The sequence below is a fragment of the Xenorhabdus cabanillasii genome, assembly GCF_003386665.1.
GTDB lineage: Bacteria > Pseudomonadota > Gammaproteobacteria > Enterobacterales > Enterobacteriaceae > Xenorhabdus > Xenorhabdus cabanillasii.
The window spans coordinates 804,206-821,131 of the sequence record NZ_QTUB01000001.1; the positions used below are offsets into that span (position 1 = coordinate 804,206).

General features: G+C 40.9%; 14 protein-coding genes and 3 pseudogenes. 10 read left to right on the plus strand and 7 right to left on the minus strand.

Going from position 1 to position 16,926, the window contains the following annotated elements; all coding sequences use genetic code 11:
- Positions 1 to 62: 62 nt before the first annotated feature.
- On the minus strand, positions 63 to 974 hold the full coding sequence (rdgC, locus tag BDD26_RS04060) for a recombination-associated protein RdgC (protein ID WP_115825614.1): 912 nt from the start codon (positions 972 to 974) through the stop codon (positions 63 to 65).
- Between the two features lie 278 nt (positions 975 to 1,252).
- Here rdgC and mak point away from each other — a divergent pair, with 278 nt between their 5' ends.
- From mak to BDD26_RS19955, 9 genes and pseudogenes are all read left to right on the plus strand, one after another.
- The gene (gene mak / locus BDD26_RS04065; protein WP_115825615.1) at positions 1,253 to 2,161 is read left to right on the plus strand and encodes a fructokinase; all 909 of its coding nucleotides are present in this window, start codon (positions 1,253 to 1,255) and stop codon (positions 2,159 to 2,161) included.
- A gap of 289 nt (positions 2,162 to 2,450) precedes the next feature.
- Positions 2,451 to 4,406: a bifunctional 2',3'-cyclic-nucleotide 2'-phosphodiesterase/3'-nucleotidase gene (locus BDD26_RS04070; protein WP_115825616.1), complete on the plus strand. Its 1,956-nt coding sequence runs from the start codon at positions 2,451 to 2,453 to the stop codon at positions 4,404 to 4,406.
- Positions 4,407 to 4,444: 38 nt separating this feature from the next.
- Positions 4,445 to 4,579: pseudogene (locus tag BDD26_RS04075) on the plus strand (type II toxin-antitoxin system ParD family antitoxin); the annotation flags it as partial.
- 41 nt (positions 4,580 to 4,620) lie between these two features.
- The gene (locus BDD26_RS04080) at positions 4,621 to 4,815 is read left to right on the plus strand and encodes a peptide ABC transporter substrate-binding protein (protein WP_211305451.1); all 195 of its coding nucleotides are present in this window, start codon (positions 4,621 to 4,623) and stop codon (positions 4,813 to 4,815) included.
- A 125-nt stretch (positions 4,816 to 4,940) separates the two neighbouring features.
- Positions 4,941 to 6,576, plus strand: a pseudogene (locus BDD26_RS04085) (ABC transporter substrate-binding protein).
- An 80-nt stretch (positions 6,577 to 6,656) separates the two neighbouring features.
- Positions 6,657 to 8,267, plus strand: coding sequence for an ABC transporter substrate-binding protein (locus BDD26_RS04090; protein WP_244922644.1), 1,611 nt, complete (start codon positions 6,657 to 6,659; stop codon positions 8,265 to 8,267).
- A 278-nt stretch (positions 8,268 to 8,545) separates the two neighbouring features.
- On the plus strand, positions 8,546 to 10,168 hold the full coding sequence (locus BDD26_RS04095; protein WP_115825618.1) for an ABC transporter substrate-binding protein: 1,623 nt from the start codon (positions 8,546 to 8,548) through the stop codon (positions 10,166 to 10,168).
- Between the two features lie 153 nt (positions 10,169 to 10,321).
- Positions 10,322 to 10,396 carry a hypothetical protein gene (locus tag BDD26_RS19950; RefSeq protein ID WP_244922794.1) on the plus strand — a complete coding sequence of 25 codons (75 nt, stop codon included), beginning with the start codon at positions 10,322 to 10,324 and terminating at the stop codon, positions 10,394 to 10,396.
- Positions 10,362 to 10,528 (plus strand): annotated as a pseudogene (locus BDD26_RS19955) (SDR family oxidoreductase); the annotation flags it as partial. The gene BDD26_RS19950 and the pseudogene BDD26_RS19955, both read left to right, overlap by 35 nt.
- Positions 10,529 to 10,632: 104 nt before the next feature.
- On the opposite strand, the gene BDD26_RS04105 reads toward BDD26_RS19955, so the two are convergent.
- From BDD26_RS04105 to BDD26_RS04130, 6 genes are all read right to left on the minus strand, one after another.
- The gene (locus tag BDD26_RS04105) at positions 10,633 to 10,980 is read right to left on the minus strand and encodes a type I addiction module toxin, SymE family (RefSeq protein ID WP_038268055.1); all 348 of its coding nucleotides are present in this window, start codon (positions 10,978 to 10,980) and stop codon (positions 10,633 to 10,635) included.
- A 239-nt stretch (positions 10,981 to 11,219) separates the two neighbouring features.
- The gene (locus BDD26_RS04110; RefSeq protein WP_038268057.1) at positions 11,220 to 11,798 is read right to left on the minus strand and encodes a TerD family protein; all 579 of its coding nucleotides are present in this window, start codon (positions 11,796 to 11,798) and stop codon (positions 11,220 to 11,222) included.
- Positions 11,799 to 11,895: 97 nt separating this feature from the next.
- Positions 11,896 to 12,954 (minus strand): TerC/Alx family metal homeostasis membrane protein, encoded by a 1,059-nt coding sequence (locus tag BDD26_RS04115; protein WP_038268059.1) that lies wholly within the window; start codon positions 12,952 to 12,954, stop codon positions 11,896 to 11,898.
- A gap of 27 nt (positions 12,955 to 12,981) precedes the next feature.
- Positions 12,982 to 13,437, minus strand: coding sequence for a tellurite resistance TerB family protein (locus tag BDD26_RS04120; RefSeq protein ID WP_038268061.1), 456 nt, complete (start codon positions 13,435 to 13,437; stop codon positions 12,982 to 12,984).
- 61 nt (positions 13,438 to 13,498) lie between these two features.
- A complete protein-coding gene (locus BDD26_RS04125) occupies positions 13,499 to 14,647 on the minus strand; it encodes a TerD family protein (protein WP_115825619.1) in 1,149 nt (382 codons plus the stop codon).
- Complete coding sequence (locus tag BDD26_RS04130; protein WP_115825620.1) at positions 14,647 to 15,234, minus strand: TerD family protein; 588 nt, start codon at positions 15,232 to 15,234, stop codon at positions 14,647 to 14,649. Before BDD26_RS04130 ends, BDD26_RS04125 begins: the two co-directional genes overlap by 1 nt.
- 489 nt (positions 15,235 to 15,723) lie before the next feature.
- Between BDD26_RS04130 and BDD26_RS04135 the strand changes: the two genes are divergently transcribed.
- On the plus strand, positions 15,724 to 16,893 hold the full coding sequence (locus tag BDD26_RS04135) for a phosphoribosyltransferase domain-containing protein (RefSeq protein WP_115825621.1): 1,170 nt from the start codon (positions 15,724 to 15,726) through the stop codon (positions 16,891 to 16,893).
- Positions 16,894 to 16,926 lie beyond the last annotated feature (33 nt).

The following is a 16,926-nucleotide window of genomic DNA, read 5'->3' on the forward strand; positions in this document are numbered from 1 at the left end:
TTTTCTGTATTAAGCCACAGCGTTGTTAGTTGCTTTTTGAAATCGATTGGGTGGATAAAAAATTATCTTTCTGCCTCACCACCTAATGCATCAATGGTATTTTTTATCAGCGCACTTAATTCACCAGTCATCAGCGTGAAATCAGCATCGAATCGTTGAGCAACATCTTCACGATCAATATCATCATTTTGCTCACGCAATGTTTCACTGAATTTAATACGTTTGTAAGAACCATCATCTGACAGCATGAATTGGATACGCTCTTCCCAGTCCAGTGCCAGTTTGGTGACGTATTTCCCGGACTCAATGTGTGCCGCGATTTCGTCAGACACTAGCTCTTGTTTCTTGCAGCGAATAACTCCGCCTTCCTCCAGAATGGCTTTTAATTCAGCTTCATCCATCAGAGCATAACCGGCAGGTAAATTACCTGAACGTACCCACTCAGTTAATGTCAGCTCAATGGGATCTTTGAAAGTCAGGGGAACAACAGGCAATGAGCCAAGTGTTTTTCTTAATAAAGCCAGATTATCTTCGGCACGTTTGGCACTGGCTGAATCAACAATAATCAGATTGTGAACGGTATCTATCCAGATATAAGTCTGGCTGAAGCGGCTAAATGCTCTTGGTAATAAAGTGTGGATCACTTCATCTTTCAGTGAATCTTTCTCGGTTTTTTTCAGTTTCCGCTGCTGTTCTCCTTCCAGACGGGCGATTTTGGTTTGTAGTTCCTGTTTAATGACCGGAGAAGGCAGCATTTTTTCTTCCTTGCGTGCACAAATCAGGATCTGATTACCGGCAGCATGAGTTAATGCTTCACCATGTGCGCCTATTGGTGGAACCCAACCCGTTTTCATCATGTCCTGACTGCCGCATGGGGTGAATGCCAATGGGCTTAATTGTTTTTCCAGTTCATCCGCAGAAAGTGAAATTTCCCGGTTTAAACGGTAAATCATTAAATTTTTGAACCATAACATGCGGTTACCCCATATTTGTGCATTGTGACAAATGTCATATGAAACGTTATTTGAAAAGCATAGCTGCGCATGATAACGAATCATGCGGCGAAGCCCTAGAACTTCATCTATTTCCTGTCTGGAATTTCATTCATTATCTAAAACGCCCATTTCCTAAAACAAAGTGACGTTATAGTTCTTGATTGTTAATGCTGCTCAGGCAATGATCTTACGACAACACGATTCAGTTAGTCTGAAAAAATTCAGCTAACAGTAGACCACAGAGAAAAAGGTAAGCTATGCGTATAGGTATTGATCTTGGCGGAACCAAGATTGAAGTGATCGCATTGGGTGATCAGGGTGAAGAACTGTTTCGGAAACGGGTGGATACGCCCCGCAATGATTATCAACAAACACTGGCCGCCATTGCCGGTTTGATAGCGGATGCGGAACAGGCAACCGGACAGAAAGGCACAATAGGAATTGGCATTCCGGGAGCGATTTCACCTTTTACCGGAAAAGTGAAAAATGCCAATTCGGTCTGGCTGAATGGTCAGGTTTTGGATAAAGACATTTCTGCTTTTCTGGGGCGTGAAGTACGGGTTGCCAATGACGCAAACTGTCTGGCTGTCTCGGAAGCGACTGATGGTGCAGCAGCAGGTATGCCAATGGTGTTTGCCGTTATTATCGGGACTGGTTGTGGTTCAGGTCTGGCATTTGATGGCAAGGTACATGCAGGTGGTAATGGTCTGGCTGGAGAGTGGGGACATAACCCATTACCGTGGATGGATGACGAAGATCGGGCATATCAGGAAGAGGTCCGTTGTTTCTGCGGTAAACCAGGCTGTACCGAAATGTTCGTATCGGGAACCGGTTTTATGAAAGATTATTTCCGTTTGAGTGGCGTGCACAAAAAAGGCCATGAAATTATGGAGGCTGTAGCTCAGGGAGATAAAATTGCGGAACTGGCCATCCAGCGTTACGAAAGGCGTCTGGCACGGGCATTAGCACAGGTCGTTAACTTACTTGATCCTGATGTTATTGTGCTGGGTGGCGGTATGAGTAATGTTGATCGCCTTTATCAGACCTTGCCGGGCTTAGTGAGTAAGTGGGTCTTTGGTGGCGAGTGTACAACGCCGATTAGAAAAGCACTGCATGGTGATTCCAGTGGAGTGCGTGGTGCGGCGTGGTTGTGGCCTAATAAATAACGATCCTCTCCATTTTTGCCCTTCATTTTTCGAATAAAAATGAAGGGCATATCTATCTGACAGATGAACAAATATAATATATAAGCTTCTCATTTCTTAATCTTTAGCCATCTATACCCGGCGTCTTTCAAGATGCAGTTTTGTTGGATACGCTTCGCTGCATCTTGAAATCCATAGGATTTTCTTTGAGAAGATAAAAATTTTATCTTAGCCTGATTTAAGTTAATTTTCTGATTACAGAGATAAGACACAAACCATTCTGGAAACTCTATCTATAGAAGGGGATAACATGTTGAAGCATGGCTTGAAAATTTCGACGTTGGCGATGTTGGTGGCATTTAATATCAGTGCGGCAACCGTTGATTTACGGATTATGGAAACATCAGATGTTCACAGCAACCTGATTGATTTCGATTACTTTAAGGATAAACCGACTGAGCAGTTTGGTCTGGTTCGTACTGCGAGTTTAATTAAAGCAGCCAAAGCTGAAGCGACTAACGTAATTCTGGTTGATAATGGTGACCTGATCCAGGGAAGCCCGATGGCAGATTACATAGTGGCAAAAGGACTCAAACAAGGTGAAGTCCATCCGGCCCACCAACTGATGAACACAATGGGTTATACCGTGGGTAACTTCGGTAATCATGAATTTAACTTTGGTCTGAGTTATCTGAAACAGGTGATAGCAGGAGCTAAGTTCCCTTACATTAACGCCAACATTATGGATGCCAAAACCGGCAAAAACTACTTCACACCTTATATTATCGTTGATACTCCCGTTAAAGATCGTGCAGGTAAAGAGCACACAATTAAGATCGGTTATATCGGTTTTGTTCCACCGCAGATCAGTATTTGGGATAAGGTCAATCTGGATGGCAAAGTCGTTGTCAACGATATCACTGAGACAGCAAAAAAATTTGTACCTGAAATGAAGAAAGCGGGGGCTGATCTGATTATCGCTATTCCGCATTCCGGTTTCTCTCAAGAGCCTTATAAAGCGATGGCAGAAAACTCTGTTTATTATTTGAGTGAAGTTCCCGGTATTAATGCCATCATGTTTGGCCATGCGCACGGGGTTTTCCCAAGTAAGGAGTATAACGGTATTAAAGGTGTTGATGTTACTAATGGCACCGTCAATGGCATTCCTGCTGTGATGCCGGGCCAATGGGGAGACCATTTGGGGGTTGTTGATATGATTATCAACAATGGCAGCGGTGAATGGAAAGTGGAATCTGCTAAAGCTGAAGCGCGTCCTATCTATGATAAAACGCATAAGAAAGCATTGGCTGAACGTGATAACAAACTGGCAGCGATTATTGCAGAAGCCGATCAGGGAACCCGTGATTTCGTCGGCAAGTTCATTGGTAAAGCCTCTGCCAATATGTACAGTTATCTTGCTCTGATCCAGAGTGATCCAACGGTTCAGATCGTTAATGATGCCCAGGTTGATTACACCAGGCGTTTTATTCAGGGTGATCCTGATTTGGCAGATCTGCCAGTTCTGGGGGCTGCTGCACCGTTCAAAGTGGGTGGACGTAAAAATGCACCGGCTGATTTTGTGGAAGTAGAGAAAGGTGATCTGACATTCCGTAATGCGGCTGATTTGTATCTCTACCCGAACACGTTGGTTGTGGTGAAAGCGAGTGGAGCTGATGTTGTGGAGTGGCTGGAATGTTCAGCCGGCATGTATAACCAGATAGATCCTGACTCTGCCAGACCACAAGAGTTATTGAACTGGAAGGGGTTCCGAACTTATAACTTCGATACCATCAGTGGTGTCAATTATAAGATGGATCTGACTCAGCCAGCGAAATACGACACAGATTGCCAATTGATCAACAAAAGTGCGAACCGTATTAAGGACGTGACTTATCAGGGTAAACCTATCGATCCAAAAGCGACATTCCTGATCGCTACCAATAACTATCGTGGTTACGGTGGTAAATTTGCAGGAACAGGAGAAGGCCATATTGCATTCGCTTCACCGGATGAAAACCGCTCCATTCTGGTTGCCTACATTTCCAGAATGACCAAAGAGCAAGGTGTGGTATCAACACAGGCGGAAAATAACTGGTCATTTCTGCCAATCAAGACAGACAAGAAACTGGATGTCCGCTTTGAAACCTCTCCATCAGAAAAGGCCGCGGAGTTTATCAAAGAACACGCTCAATATCCGGTGAAATACCTGAAAAATGATGAGGTTGGGTTTGCAGTTTATCAAATTGATCTGACTGATAAAAAATAAACCTTAACTATATTGATGCCTGCTTGACGGAGCATGATATGAGAAAGATTGCCTCCGTCAGTATGGGCAAACAACTTGACGGTTTTGTGCAACGAATGATTGAGAGTGGTCGTTACGGTTCAGCCAGCGAAGTTATACGTTCGGCACTGCGTTTGCTGGAGCAACAGGAAACACCAACAATATAACAAAGTATAGTAATCCAGAATTTGATAAATTGGTATTAAAAGCGGATGAGACTGGTGATAAGGATCTTTATCAACAAGCAATTGATATTCTTACCCACGATTCACCAGCCATCCCAGTTTATGATTATGTCCGTATTAAATTAATTAAACCTTATGTTGGTAGTGTCTATATCAGCCCATTAGAGCGTATTTTGACAAAAGATCTTTATATTATTAGACACTGATTTTTTAATAATAATAGCTTTTTTTGACAGGCTATTATTAAATAAAAGATTTAATTAAAAACAGTAATTATGAAGAAAATAAAAATGTGAAAAATTAAATAACTATCATGATGGAGTAACTAAACATGCAGAAAGTAATATACGGGATAATAAAAAATAAAACATCTAAAGTATTAATCTGCTCGATAGGGATTATATTTGGCAGTGTCAGTTTGGCTCAGGCCGCTATTGTTCCTCCCGGTACAGAGTTGGCAGATAAACAGGAAATTGTGCGCAATAATGGTTCATTTCCGGCTTCTCTGGATGTGCATAAAGTAGAAAGTAATACTGAATTAGATATTATCCATGATTTTTTTGATGGTTTGGTTTACACCGATAGAAAAGGTAATATCGAACCGAGATTAGCAGAGCGTTGGGAAACGGCTGATAACCAGACATGGATTTTTCATTTAAGAAAAGGGATTAAATGGTCTGATGGTTCCCCCATTACTGCCCATGACGTGGTATTCAGTTGGCGGCGTTTGCTTGACCCCACTATGGGTTCCCCTTATAGCAGCTATCTTGCAACTGCTCATGTGATCAATGCAAACGATGTATTACTTGGCAAGAAAAAAGCAGAAGAGCTTGGCGTAAAAGCGCTGGATGATTTTACATTGGAAGTGAAATTGGATAAGCCTGTTGCTTATTTATTACAGATGCTAACCCATCCGATTCTGGTTCCTGTCAGCGAAAAAACAGTCAAAAAATATGGTGATAAATGGATACAACCAGAAACTTTTGTTGGCAGTGGGGCTTTTAAACTTTCAGAGTGGCGAGTAAATGAAAAAGTCGTTGGTGTCAGAAATCCTCAATATTGGGATGATAAAAATACAGTCATTAATAAAGTGACTTATCTTGCAATCGTATCAGAAAAAGCAGATCTGAACCGTTATCTTGCTGGGGAAATAGATATCACTAAAACGATTGAATTAGACTCCTTTGCATCATTGAAAAAAGAATTTAGTGATCAAATGCATATTATTCCTATGCTATCCACTTATTATTATGTTTTTAATACTAAGAAACCACCATTTAATGATATCAGAGTCAGGCAGGCATTAAGTTTAGCTATTGATAGAGATATTATTGCAGATAAAGTTTTAGGGCAGGGGCAATTGCCTGCGTATGATATTATTCCTCCTAATATTGGTGGATTAAGTTTAACTCCACCTGAATACGCTTCCTGGACACAAGAGCAACGGATTAAAAAAGCCAGAGAGTTATTAAATGAGGCTGGTTTTAATAAAAATAATCCACTGAAATTTAACCTGCTTTATAATACAAGAGAAACCCATAAAAAGATAGCTATTGCAGTGACTTCAATGTGGAAAAAAAAATCTTGGTGTTCATGCTGCTTTGCAAAATCAAGAATGGAAAGTTATGCTGGACAATATGCATCAAAACAAATTTGATGTAGTCAGATATGCATGGGTAGCAGATTATAATAGTCCGATGTCTTTCCTGGATACGTTCCTGACAGGAAGTAGTCAAAATATCCCTCTCTATGAAAATAGTGATTTCGACCAGCTGGTAATTAAAGCTGGTGAAACTAATGATGTTATGTATTATCAAAAATCGATAGATATTTTAACCAATGATACCCCTGCTATCCCAGTCTACTATTATGTCAGTAATAAGTTGGTAAAACCTTATGTCGGTGGATTTTATGTTACCCCAATGGATTATATTTCAACGAAAGATCTTTATATAATAAAACATTAGAAAAAATTCAGTGCCTGTAAAAACAGGCCCTAATTATATGAATAATCATGTTTAAGGATGATTATTATAGGATTAAAGTAATGAAAAAGAAAAAATTTAAAATACTCTCTTTTGTTATTATAGTAATAGTCGCAAATATCTCATTATCTTATGCTGCTGTTATTCCTGAGGGGACAAAATTGGCGGTTAAACAGGAAATTGTACGTAATAATTTATCAGAACCTGCTTCATTGGATACGCATAAAGTTTCCAGTAATGTGGAATTTGATATTATTCATGATTTTTTTGATGGTTTGGTTTACACCGACAGACAAGGTAATATCGAACCGAGATTAGCTGAAAGCTGGGAAACTGTTGATAATAAAACATGGGTTTTCCATTTAAGAAAAGGAATTAAATGGTCTGATGGTACACCGATTACCGCCTATGATTTTGTATTCAGTTGGCGGCGTTTAGTAGATCCTGACACGATTGCTCCGTATGGTAGTTATCTTGAAAATATAGGGATCATCAATGCAAATGCTGTGCTTACAGGCAAGAAGAAAGGTGAAGAGCTTGGAGTAAAAGCATTAGATGATATGACATTAGAAATACGTCTGGATAAACCAATGGGAGATCTTTTACAGGCACTGGCTCACCCTGTTATGGTTCCCCTTAATGAAAAAGTGATTAATAAATATGGTGATAAATGGACAAGGCCGGGAAATTTTGTAGGCAATGGGCCATTTAAATTGTCTGAATGGATGGTGAATGAAAAATTGGTCGGTGTCAGAAATCCTCATTACTGGGATGATAAGAATACCGTGATTGATAAAGTGAGTTATCTGGTTATCGGGTCTGAGAAAGCGGCTTTAGGGCGTTATTTGGCAGGAGAGGTTGACTTTACCAATACAATTCCATTGGAATCTTTTGAATCATTAAAGGAGACAATGGGGGATCAAGTCCATATCTCACCTCAGACAGGTGTTTATTTTTACGAACTTAACAATAAAAAAACGCCTTTTGATAATATTAAAGTCAGACAGGCATTAAATTTAGCTGTAGACAGAGATGTTATTGCATATAAGGTATTAAGGCAGGGACAAAAACCGGCTTATACGATTGTTCCACCAAATGCGGGTGGTTTCGAATTTACTGGTCCTGATTATGCTTCATGGACTCAGGAACAGCGTATTAAAAAAGCTAAAGAGTTATTGAATGAAGCAGGTTTTAATAAGAATAACCCCCTGAAATTTAATCTGCTTTACAATACCCATGAATCGCACAAAAAAATTGCTATTGCTGTCAGTTCAATGTGGAAAAAGAGTCTTGGTGTTGAGGCTGTTTTGCAGAATCAGGAGTGGAAAGTCATGCTGGACAATATGCATCAGGGTAAATTCGAAGTTATCAGAAGAGCATGGATTGCTGATTATAATAGCCCGATGAATTTTTTGAATATGTTTATGTCAGGGCAGGTTAAAAATACATCCTTATATGAAAATGGTGAATATGATGTATTGATTAAAAAAGCCAGTGAGACTAACGATAAGTCATATCAGCAAAAAGGATTAGATCTTATTACCAAAGATTCTCCCGTTATTCCCGTTTATTATTATGTCAGTGCGAAAATGGTAAAGCCTTATGTGGGCGGTTTTTATGTTAACCCGTTGGGATATGTATCTACTAAAGACCTTTATGTTATTGAGCATTAAAGAATAAAAAATTAGCCTTGATAGGATTCGAGCTGCATCTGATGAAGTTGCAGCTTTTTTGTTGTTCTGTGGCATATAAATGTCAAATAATTATCTGATTGATTTAATTTTAAAATAGATTGGTTTTGGTTTGTATACCTTAAGTTAATTAGTTTTTTTAAATTGTTATTTCGCAAAATTATTTATTAAATACTAAAAGTAGATGTAGGCTTATTAAGCATAGATAAATATTTCTAATTAATACTAAAAATTATATCACAGCAATAGAGGAAAATGACATGTTAAATAAAATTATCAATAGAAGAATTAGATTATTAATTTATTCTATGAGTACGGCTCTGAGTGGTATTACACTATCTTATGCCGCAGTTATTCCGCCTGGCACACAATTGAGTGAAAAACAGGAAATTGTTCGTAATAATGGCGCAGAGCCAGTATCACTTGATATAGATAAAGTTGAAGATAACGTTTCAATTAATATTATCCATGATTTTTTTGAAGGATTAGTTGGTACTGATAAAGATGGTAATATTGAACCCAAATTGGCTGAAAGTTGGGAAACAAAAGATAATCAAAAGTGGATCTTCCACTTAAGAAAAGGGATTAAATGGTCTGATGGGACACCGATCACTGCACATGATGTTGTCTTTAGCTGGCGGCGTTTAATTGATCCTGCAACGGTTTCTCCTTATGGCAGTTATTTTGCTGATGCCTCTGTTGTAAATGCTAAAGAGATATTAAAAGGGCAGAAAAAAGTTGAAGAGCTAGGTGTAAAAGCATTGGATGATGCTACTGTCGAGGTGAAGTTAGAGAAGCCTGTTGGCTATTTTTTGCAAGTATTAGCCTTTCCCATTTTGTCTCCTGTTAATGAGAAGGTGGTGACAAAGTATGGTGATAAGTGGGTACAGCCAGAGCATTTTGTCTCCAGTGGGCCATTCAAATTATCTGAATGGGTTGTGAATGAAAAAATTGTCGGTGTCAGAAATTCTGATTATTGGGATAATAAGGATACGGTAATTAATAAAGTAACGTATCTGCCAATTTCATCAAATAAAGCGGAGTTAAACCGCTATTTAGCGGGGGAAATAGATATAACATTTACAATTCCGCTAGAAGACTTTGCATCATTAAAGAAAAAAATAGGTGATCAGATCTATATCTCACCGATTCTTAGTACGTACTATTATCAGTTTAATAATAAAAAGCCTCCATTCAATGATGTCAGAGTCAGACAAGCACTGAATTTAGCTTTAAATAGGGATATTATTGCTAATAGAATTGTAGCTCAAGGTCAACTGCCCGCTTACACCGTACTTCCACCGGGAATAGGAGGGTTTAAATTTAAACAGCCTGAGTATGCAAAGTGGACACAATCTCAGCGTAATAAAAAAGCGCGACAATTATTAAATGAAGCAGGCTTTAATAAGAATAATCCCCTGAAATTTAATCTGATCTATAATACCTCAGAAATACATAAGAAAATTGCTATTGCTGCGGCATCTATGTGGAAAAAGAATCTTGGGGTTATCACCAAATTGCAGGCTCAGGAGTGGAAGGTGATGCTGGATAATGAACATGAGGGTAGGTTTGATGTTGTCAGGGGAGGATGGATTGGAGATTATAATAATCCGATGTCTTTCTTAGATATTTTCTGCACCAATCAAAGTAATAATGTTTCATTTTATTCTAATAAAGAATTTGATCATTGGGTGGAAAAAGCAGGTGAAACCAATAGTCAGGGATACTTCCAACAAGCTATCGATATTTTTGTAAAAGATGCTCCCATTGCTCCAGTCTATTACGGTGTGACAGCAGTATTAGTAAAACCTTATATCGGAGGGTATTATTCCAATATAAACGGGTTTACACCAACAAAAGATCTTTTTGTTATTAAACATTAATAAGATTTATCTATAATGATTCCCTGGTTGTATCACAGTAGCCGTTAATTAAAGGAATCACATCAGAAAAATAAAAAGGAAGATCGCATTATACAGCAAGCCACAATTATTACGGGCGGTTCCCGTGGCATCGGTAAAGCGACAGCGTTTTGTCTGGCAAAGAGAGGGCACCATATTTGTATTGGTTATCGTACTCGTGAAGACAGAAATGCATGCAGATGGCGGTGAGCCGGATAGGGTGATTCCCTACCGATGAGAGGAGGGCAGCCAGAAGAAATTGCAGAAGCTATTGCGTGGCTATTGTCTGATGAAGCATCGTATGTAACAGGTAATTTCATGGACCTGGCGGGAGGAAAGTAGATTTTTTCGGCTGCTTAAAATTAAATAGTCAACCGGAAAAGAATGGATAATCTTTCCGGTTGATATCTCCAAGAGATTTTTGACAAAAGATAGCGAGTTGTTGCTCAGGCTAACAGTTCTGCTAACCTGGGCTTAAGAATAATTTTTCCAGATGTTATTTCAATATTAATTGGCTGCTCTATCAATTGACTGTCAGTTAGCCAATCACCTGCAATATAGAACTCACCGTTTTCACGAATATTGTCTATTCCCTGTTCTGGCTTGTTTTCAATTTCATTGATCAGGCTGGTAAGATCAGTCTGAGGAGCAAGTAGAGAGATGATTATCCCATCTGAATATTGATAGATATGGAATAATGAATCAGCAATGAATCCAGCCTCGTTGAGGGCGCTGCCATGCAGAATTAATTCAGGGATATCATTATTATGGCGAAATAAAACATGAAGACTCATTTGACGTTCCTTGTGTTATTTGGATATGTGGAGATACTTTAGCAGTACTTTATGTTCTGAGAAAATCATGTTGTGAGAAAACGTTAACCCCATTCGATAAGTTAAAACCCTGCCAACATTATCAGGCAGGGTTTTTAATTACGGGGTGATTTAATCACGATATAGTAATTAATTCACGATATTAATGGTCTTATATTGAAGATCGTTGCCTGAAAGACCTTAGATTGACCGGGCTAGGATCAGGCGGCGTTAATGCCATACTGAGCACAAACAGAAGCCAGACCACCAGCATAACCCTGACCAACCGCACGGAATTTCCATTCGCCATTGTGGCGATACAGTTCACCGAACAACATAGCTGTTTCAGTAGAAGCATCTTCAGTCAGATCATAGCGAGCAACTTCAGCTTGCGTATCATCATTAACCAGACGAATGAAAGCCCCTGAAACTTGGCCGAAGCTCTGACGGCGTGTTTGTGCATCATGGATAGTAACAACAAAGACGATCTTGTCTACGTCAGCAGGGATCTGATCCAGTTTGATTCTCAGTGATTCATCATCACCATCCCCTTCACCGGTACGGTTGTCGCCAGTGTGCATAACAGAGCCATCAGAAGATTTCAGATTGTTGTAGAAAATGAAATCGGTATCACTGCGTACTTTGCCGTTTGCTGCCAGCAGGAATGCAGAAGCATCAAGGTCAAAATCCTGTCCGTCAGTTGCGCGGGCATCCCAACCGAGACCGATCAGAACATTTTTCATCGTTGGAGCTTCTTTGCTCAGAGAAACGTTACCGCCTTTAGAAAGAGATACACCCATTATTATTTCCTCACTTATTAAATAGTTATTTATTCCCGTCGTCTTTCAAGTTGCAGCTTGGGTGGCTGCACCTTGAAATCCATAGGATATACAGGATTTAGCTTGCTTTTTCTTTCTGGGGAAACAGAAGGCTGGCAATAATACCAGCAGCCAGAACCCCAAGAACCACAAACAGGCTGGTTGTTGCCGAAATGGAATAACCGTGGTGGAACATATGTTCAGATGCGTTAAGCCCTAATTTAATAGCAATAAAGAACAGTAGGACAATCACGGCTTTTTCCAAGTGCACCAGATACTTTTTCAACGCTTCCAGTACAAAGTAGAGTGTACGCAGGCCTAAGATAGCAAACATCATGGCGCTGTAAACGATTAAAGGCTCGCGGCTGACCGCGATAATCGCAGGTACAGAGTCAAAAGCAAACATGACATCGGACAGTTCAACAACTGCCAGGCACAGTAACAGTGGGGTGGCATAAAATGCTGCTTTGCCAGCACGTCCTGTTTTTTCTCGATCTATTTTTTTTCGATCAATAGCCACATCCGCGTTTTCCGGTTTGGCCAGTTCCGCATTGACTTCTTTCTGGCTGAGTATGAAAGCATGACCACGCAGTTTCGGCCAGATTGGGAAGAAGCGCTTCACCAAACGGTAGGCAAGATGTTGTGAGTAGTCTTCGATTTCATCATCATTATCACCACTTTTCAGCATCATCACTGCCGTCCAGCCGACCACAACCGCAAAGACCATTTCAACCCAGGGCCCCAGCATCAGCAGGCTTGTCCCGATGGCTACAAAAATACCACGGAAGACAATGGCCCCGATAATGCCCCAGTATAGAACGCGGTGGCGATAACGATCCGGGATCGCAAACCAAGAGAAAATTGCCATAATGACAAACAGGTTATCGACAGAAAGTACTTTTTCCAGCGCATAGCCGGTAATGAACAGACTTGCTACTTCAGCACCGTGATGGACAAACAGGAAGCCCGCGAAAACAAAAGCAATGGCGATCCAGAAAACAGACCAGAGTGCGGCACTGCGCAATGAAATTGGCTTGTCATGACGATGCATAAAGAGGTCGATAAAGAGCGCACCAACCGACAGAAAGATAAATACAGCAACGGTTTCCATCGGAAAACCAATGTGCGTGGATACCATGAAGTAAGCCTCTTAAATTAACTGCGATTACAGTTCAAAATCTGCTGGAGCAAAGCCTAAGGATGTGCATATTTCCCTGGCAGCATTTTTTTCATCGTTATCAAAGTCACCATCACTTTTGGCAACAGCAATACCGACACGTAAAGCAAGTTGTGCCGCTTCCGGCTGCTGTTTCAACGCCATAATGTATTTCATGGCTTCACCTTTGCCGATATCAGCATCAAATTCATAGCTACTGACCAGCTTATTGAAGAATTCGATAATCTCAGTGGTATCGAATACTTTTAGTTCGGGAGAGTTTTTGATAAATCCCACCATTTTTTGTTTCTCTTCAGAGCTGACACCATTGCTTGCCATCGCAACGTGTGCGCATACCGCTACAGTGCCTTCCATGAATTTTCTGTTTTTGAAACGGCCAACTTGATTGGCCAATTCTTCGCGACCAGCATTGAGAGCTGACTTAATTTTGTTTAAAAAGGACATAAATCCCTCCAATTATGTAATAACCGATTTATATAACAGCACCTATATCACAGCAGAAGTCTCATTTACTGCCAGATGTCCAGCGAAAACCCCATCCGAAGGCTCTGTCCATTTCTTTGTGCCCGCTGAAGTACTGGTTGATGCGTTCTACTTTGATAGCACCATTTTCATTAACAAGACGGGCAACGGCACACATATTTTTGCGGTTGTGACCTTCCGTCAGACATGTTTCGATCGGAGGTTGCCCATTGACATAAATTGTGACAATACCGTCAGTACTGTTCCAGTTAGGTACACCTTCGTAGATAAAAGCGTAGATCAGAACTTCACTGATGTTTTTCCATTCAAGACCATTGATGTGGAGCCATTCACCATCTTTGACATTACCCGTACGATCATCCCCTTGTAGCTGTACGTAGGGATCATGATGGTAAGAGCCAAAGCTCTCTCCTAATGCTTGTATAACCCCACGTGTACCATCACGAAGCCGGACGAATGCACCGAGATCCAGATCCACGCCTTTGTTGGCGTTAAAGATGTTCTGGAACATTCCCCGATTAGCCGGAGCAGTGCTCTGATTCCAGTTCAGATTGATACGTATCTCACCGTAGTTATCACTTTTATCCAGGCTGATAGCAGGTTTTTCTTTGGTAAGAGAAACCTTGCTCAGGTTAACGCTATTAGGAGCAGGCGCTGGTGTTGATGTTGGTGCCTCATCAATAATATCGACACCAAAATGCTCAGCTAAGGGCTTGAGACCGCCATTAAATCCTTGGGCAATAAAACGGAATTTCCACTCGCCGTTGCGGCGATAAAGTTCACCCAGAATCAAGGCAGCTTCTGAACGCCCCTGAACCTCAACCTGCCCCTGTAAGATCACGCTTCCGTTCAGTTCTACCTGAATAGAGAGATTGTGCAGGCTGGAGATGGTTTGATTGCCGTCGCAAGTCGCAGTAAATGCCACTTTCTGAACCTCTTGCCGCAGAGCCGGCAGGTTAACAGAAAACGCAGTATTGGTATTGCCGCCGGACAGACGAATGGTGTTATCGTCATTACTCGGCTGACCGTAAAATACCATGTCCGGATCTCCCTGAACTTTCCCGTTAGCATAAAGACGGAAAGCGGAGACATCGACTGATGATCCGGAAAGTACCCTTATAGTCAGTGCCTGCTTGGAGACGGAGACATTTCCTCCCGGAGTCAGGTTCATTAGCGCACCACCGTTTCAACGACTTGTGGATACATATTTTCAATGGTGCGCCCACGGCAGGCAACACCGTGTGCGGTGAAATCCCACTGACCACTGTTACGGCACAGAGAAGAGATAATAATGCCGGTATGAGCGCCTTGTTCGTTTAACTGATAGCGCGCCAGCTCTTTACCGTTTTGATCAACAACACGGCAGAAAGCGTTTTCAACATCATTAAAGGTTTGGCCTCGAAAGCTATTAACGGTAAAGGCAAGATATTCAACATCGGCAGGCAGCTTGATCAAATCAACGCTGATGACTTCATCATCTCCGTCACCTTCACCAGTCAGGTTGTCGCCGCTGTGTTTTACAGAACCACATTCTGAATTCAGTTGACCAAACCAGACAACATCAATGGTATTACCGGATTTATCAAGCAGGATGCAGCTTGCATCCAGATCAATTTCATTACTGTCCCCGCTGAATAAGCGTGACAAGAAACCTTTTTTTGGGGCTACAGGATCCCATCCCAGACCAAAATCAATTTTAGCCAGTGAAGTACTCTGTTTGCTGAGAGAGACTGACTGATTTTTACTTAATGAAACCATTAATAACACCTCTTATTTATCGGTGAATTGTTTTTATCGTGAATTGTTTTTTATCGTAAATCGTTATTGATGAATTGCGATAATTTCACTTATGGAAAAAATCATAATATGACCAGATTTATGGCCAAAATCCTGTCATATTATGATCCCCACAAATTGCATATTTCCATTAAATGCATGATAGAGAACAAGCTGGCTTCGCTTTTTATGATTTCTTGTCCATGATAAAAAGTCAAACAAAATTTGCTCATAAAAAATCATATTATGATTGACATAAGCTGAATCTCGGTTCTAGACTGCGATGCATATTTCACCGAATTTAGACTGGAAAACGAATGTATCCATTGTGACTAACGGCAATTTAGCAATAGGCATTTTTTGAGTAACAAGATTTAGTTTATGAAAGGGAAATTTGTTTTATGAAAGAATCACGATTGTCACTGCACTACTTCCTGAAATGGCTGAAATTTTTTTAAAAGGCTTTTCTGTATGACAGTATGTAATCATCTTCAGCGTTACCCATCTCAGGTTGATAACAGCCAGTTTTATAAGAAACAGTTAAATAGTGGAACATTGACTGTAATGGCTGAACGTGGTGTAGCGTCTTTGGAAACATTGTTTGATATTGCTGAACGCCGTAATCCTAAAAGAGCATTCTTATTTGTCAGCAAAGTATTGGGCCGCCATATTCCCGTTAGTCCATCTATTATGCGGGCTGTTTATCGGCAGTTGTCAGAACAGTTTCCGGTTAATTTGCCTGGTCCTGTGCTCTATATCGGTATGGCAGAAACGGCGGTCGGATTGGCCGCCGGCGTTTTTCAGGAGACACGGCAAAAAGTAGCCTCTCCGGTGTTTCTGACATCAACACGCCATCCGGTAGAAGGTGATTTGTTGTGTGAATTTAAAGAGGATCATAGCCATGCAACAGATCATCTGATTTACTGGCCGAAAGAAAATCATCTGCGTCAACGGGTAAGCAGTGCCCGTACCCTTGTTCTGATCGATGATGAAGCGACTACCGGTAATACCTTTCTTAATCTGTTCGAGGCATTGCGTCATGCCGGGCTGGATCAAATTGAGCATATCATCACAGTGACACTGACGGATTGGAGTGGTCAAAGCATCATAAGACGCTGTCCGCTTCCTGTCTCTACTGTTTCTTTGATTGAAGGAAATTGGCAGTGGGAGGCAGATAGTTTTGCTGCTGTTCCTGTCATGCCCGAAGTCAATGTCACCGCGCGGGGAAAGGTCGATATTATCGGTACTCAAAACTGGGGGCGTCTGGGATTGGATGATAGTCAGTATGATCTTGGTTCTGATATTCAGGCAACAGCCGGTGAGGAGGTGTTGGTACTCGGTTCCAGTGAGTTTGTCTGGCAACCATTTTTGCTGGCGGAACGGCTTGAACAGGAAGGTGCATCTGTGAAATTTGGCTCGACAACCCGTTCTCCTATCTCCTGCGGGCATGCAATTCAGTCTGTTATGGCATTTACAGATAATTACGGATTAGAGATACCAAATTTCCTTTATAACGTCGCACACCAACAGTTCGATCGTATACTGCTTTGTCTTGAAACACCGAAAACTTCGGTTGATCCGGCCTTAATTGCGCAATTATCTCTTGTTGCTCCTTCTGTAGAAATTGTGACTTATGATTAAGCCAGTTTTTAATCCAAATATCGGAACTATAAA

Excerpts from the sequence above, each read along its gene's own strand:
- BDD26_RS04125 (WP_115825619.1), bottom strand. The coding sequence starts at position 14,647 with ATGAACCTGACTCCGGGAGGAAATGTCTCCGTCTCCAAGCAGGCACTG.
- BDD26_RS04130 (WP_115825620.1), bottom strand. The coding sequence starts at position 15,234 with ATGGTTTCATTAAGTAAAAATCAGTCAGTCTCTCTCAGCAAACAGAGT.
- BDD26_RS04110 (WP_038268057.1), bottom strand. The coding sequence starts at position 11,798 with ATGGGTGTATCTCTTTCTAAAGGCGGTAACGTTTCTCTGAGCAAAGAA.
- BDD26_RS04090 (WP_244922644.1), top strand. The coding sequence starts at position 6,657 with ATGAAAAAGAAAAAATTTAAAATACTCTCTTTTGTTATTATAGTAATA.
- BDD26_RS04120 (WP_038268061.1), bottom strand. The coding sequence starts at position 13,437 with ATGTCCTTTTTAAACAAAATTAAGTCAGCTCTCAATGCTGGTCGCGAA.
- mak (WP_115825615.1), top strand. The coding sequence starts at position 1,253 with ATGCGTATAGGTATTGATCTTGGCGGAACCAAGATTGAAGTGATCGCA.
- BDD26_RS04135 (WP_115825621.1), top strand. The coding sequence starts at position 15,724 with ATGACAGTATGTAATCATCTTCAGCGTTACCCATCTCAGGTTGATAAC.
- BDD26_RS04070 (WP_115825616.1), top strand. The coding sequence starts at position 2,451 with ATGTTGAAGCATGGCTTGAAAATTTCGACGTTGGCGATGTTGGTGGCA.
- BDD26_RS04095 (WP_115825618.1), top strand. The coding sequence starts at position 8,546 with ATGTTAAATAAAATTATCAATAGAAGAATTAGATTATTAATTTATTCT.
- rdgC (WP_115825614.1), bottom strand. The coding sequence starts at position 974 with ATGTTATGGTTCAAAAATTTAATGATTTACCGTTTAAACCGGGAAATT.
- BDD26_RS04115 (WP_038268059.1), bottom strand. The coding sequence starts at position 12,954 with ATGGTATCCACGCACATTGGTTTTCCGATGGAAACCGTTGCTGTATTT.
- BDD26_RS04105 (WP_038268055.1), bottom strand. The coding sequence starts at position 10,980 with ATGAGTCTTCATGTTTTATTTCGCCATAATAATGATATCCCTGAATTA.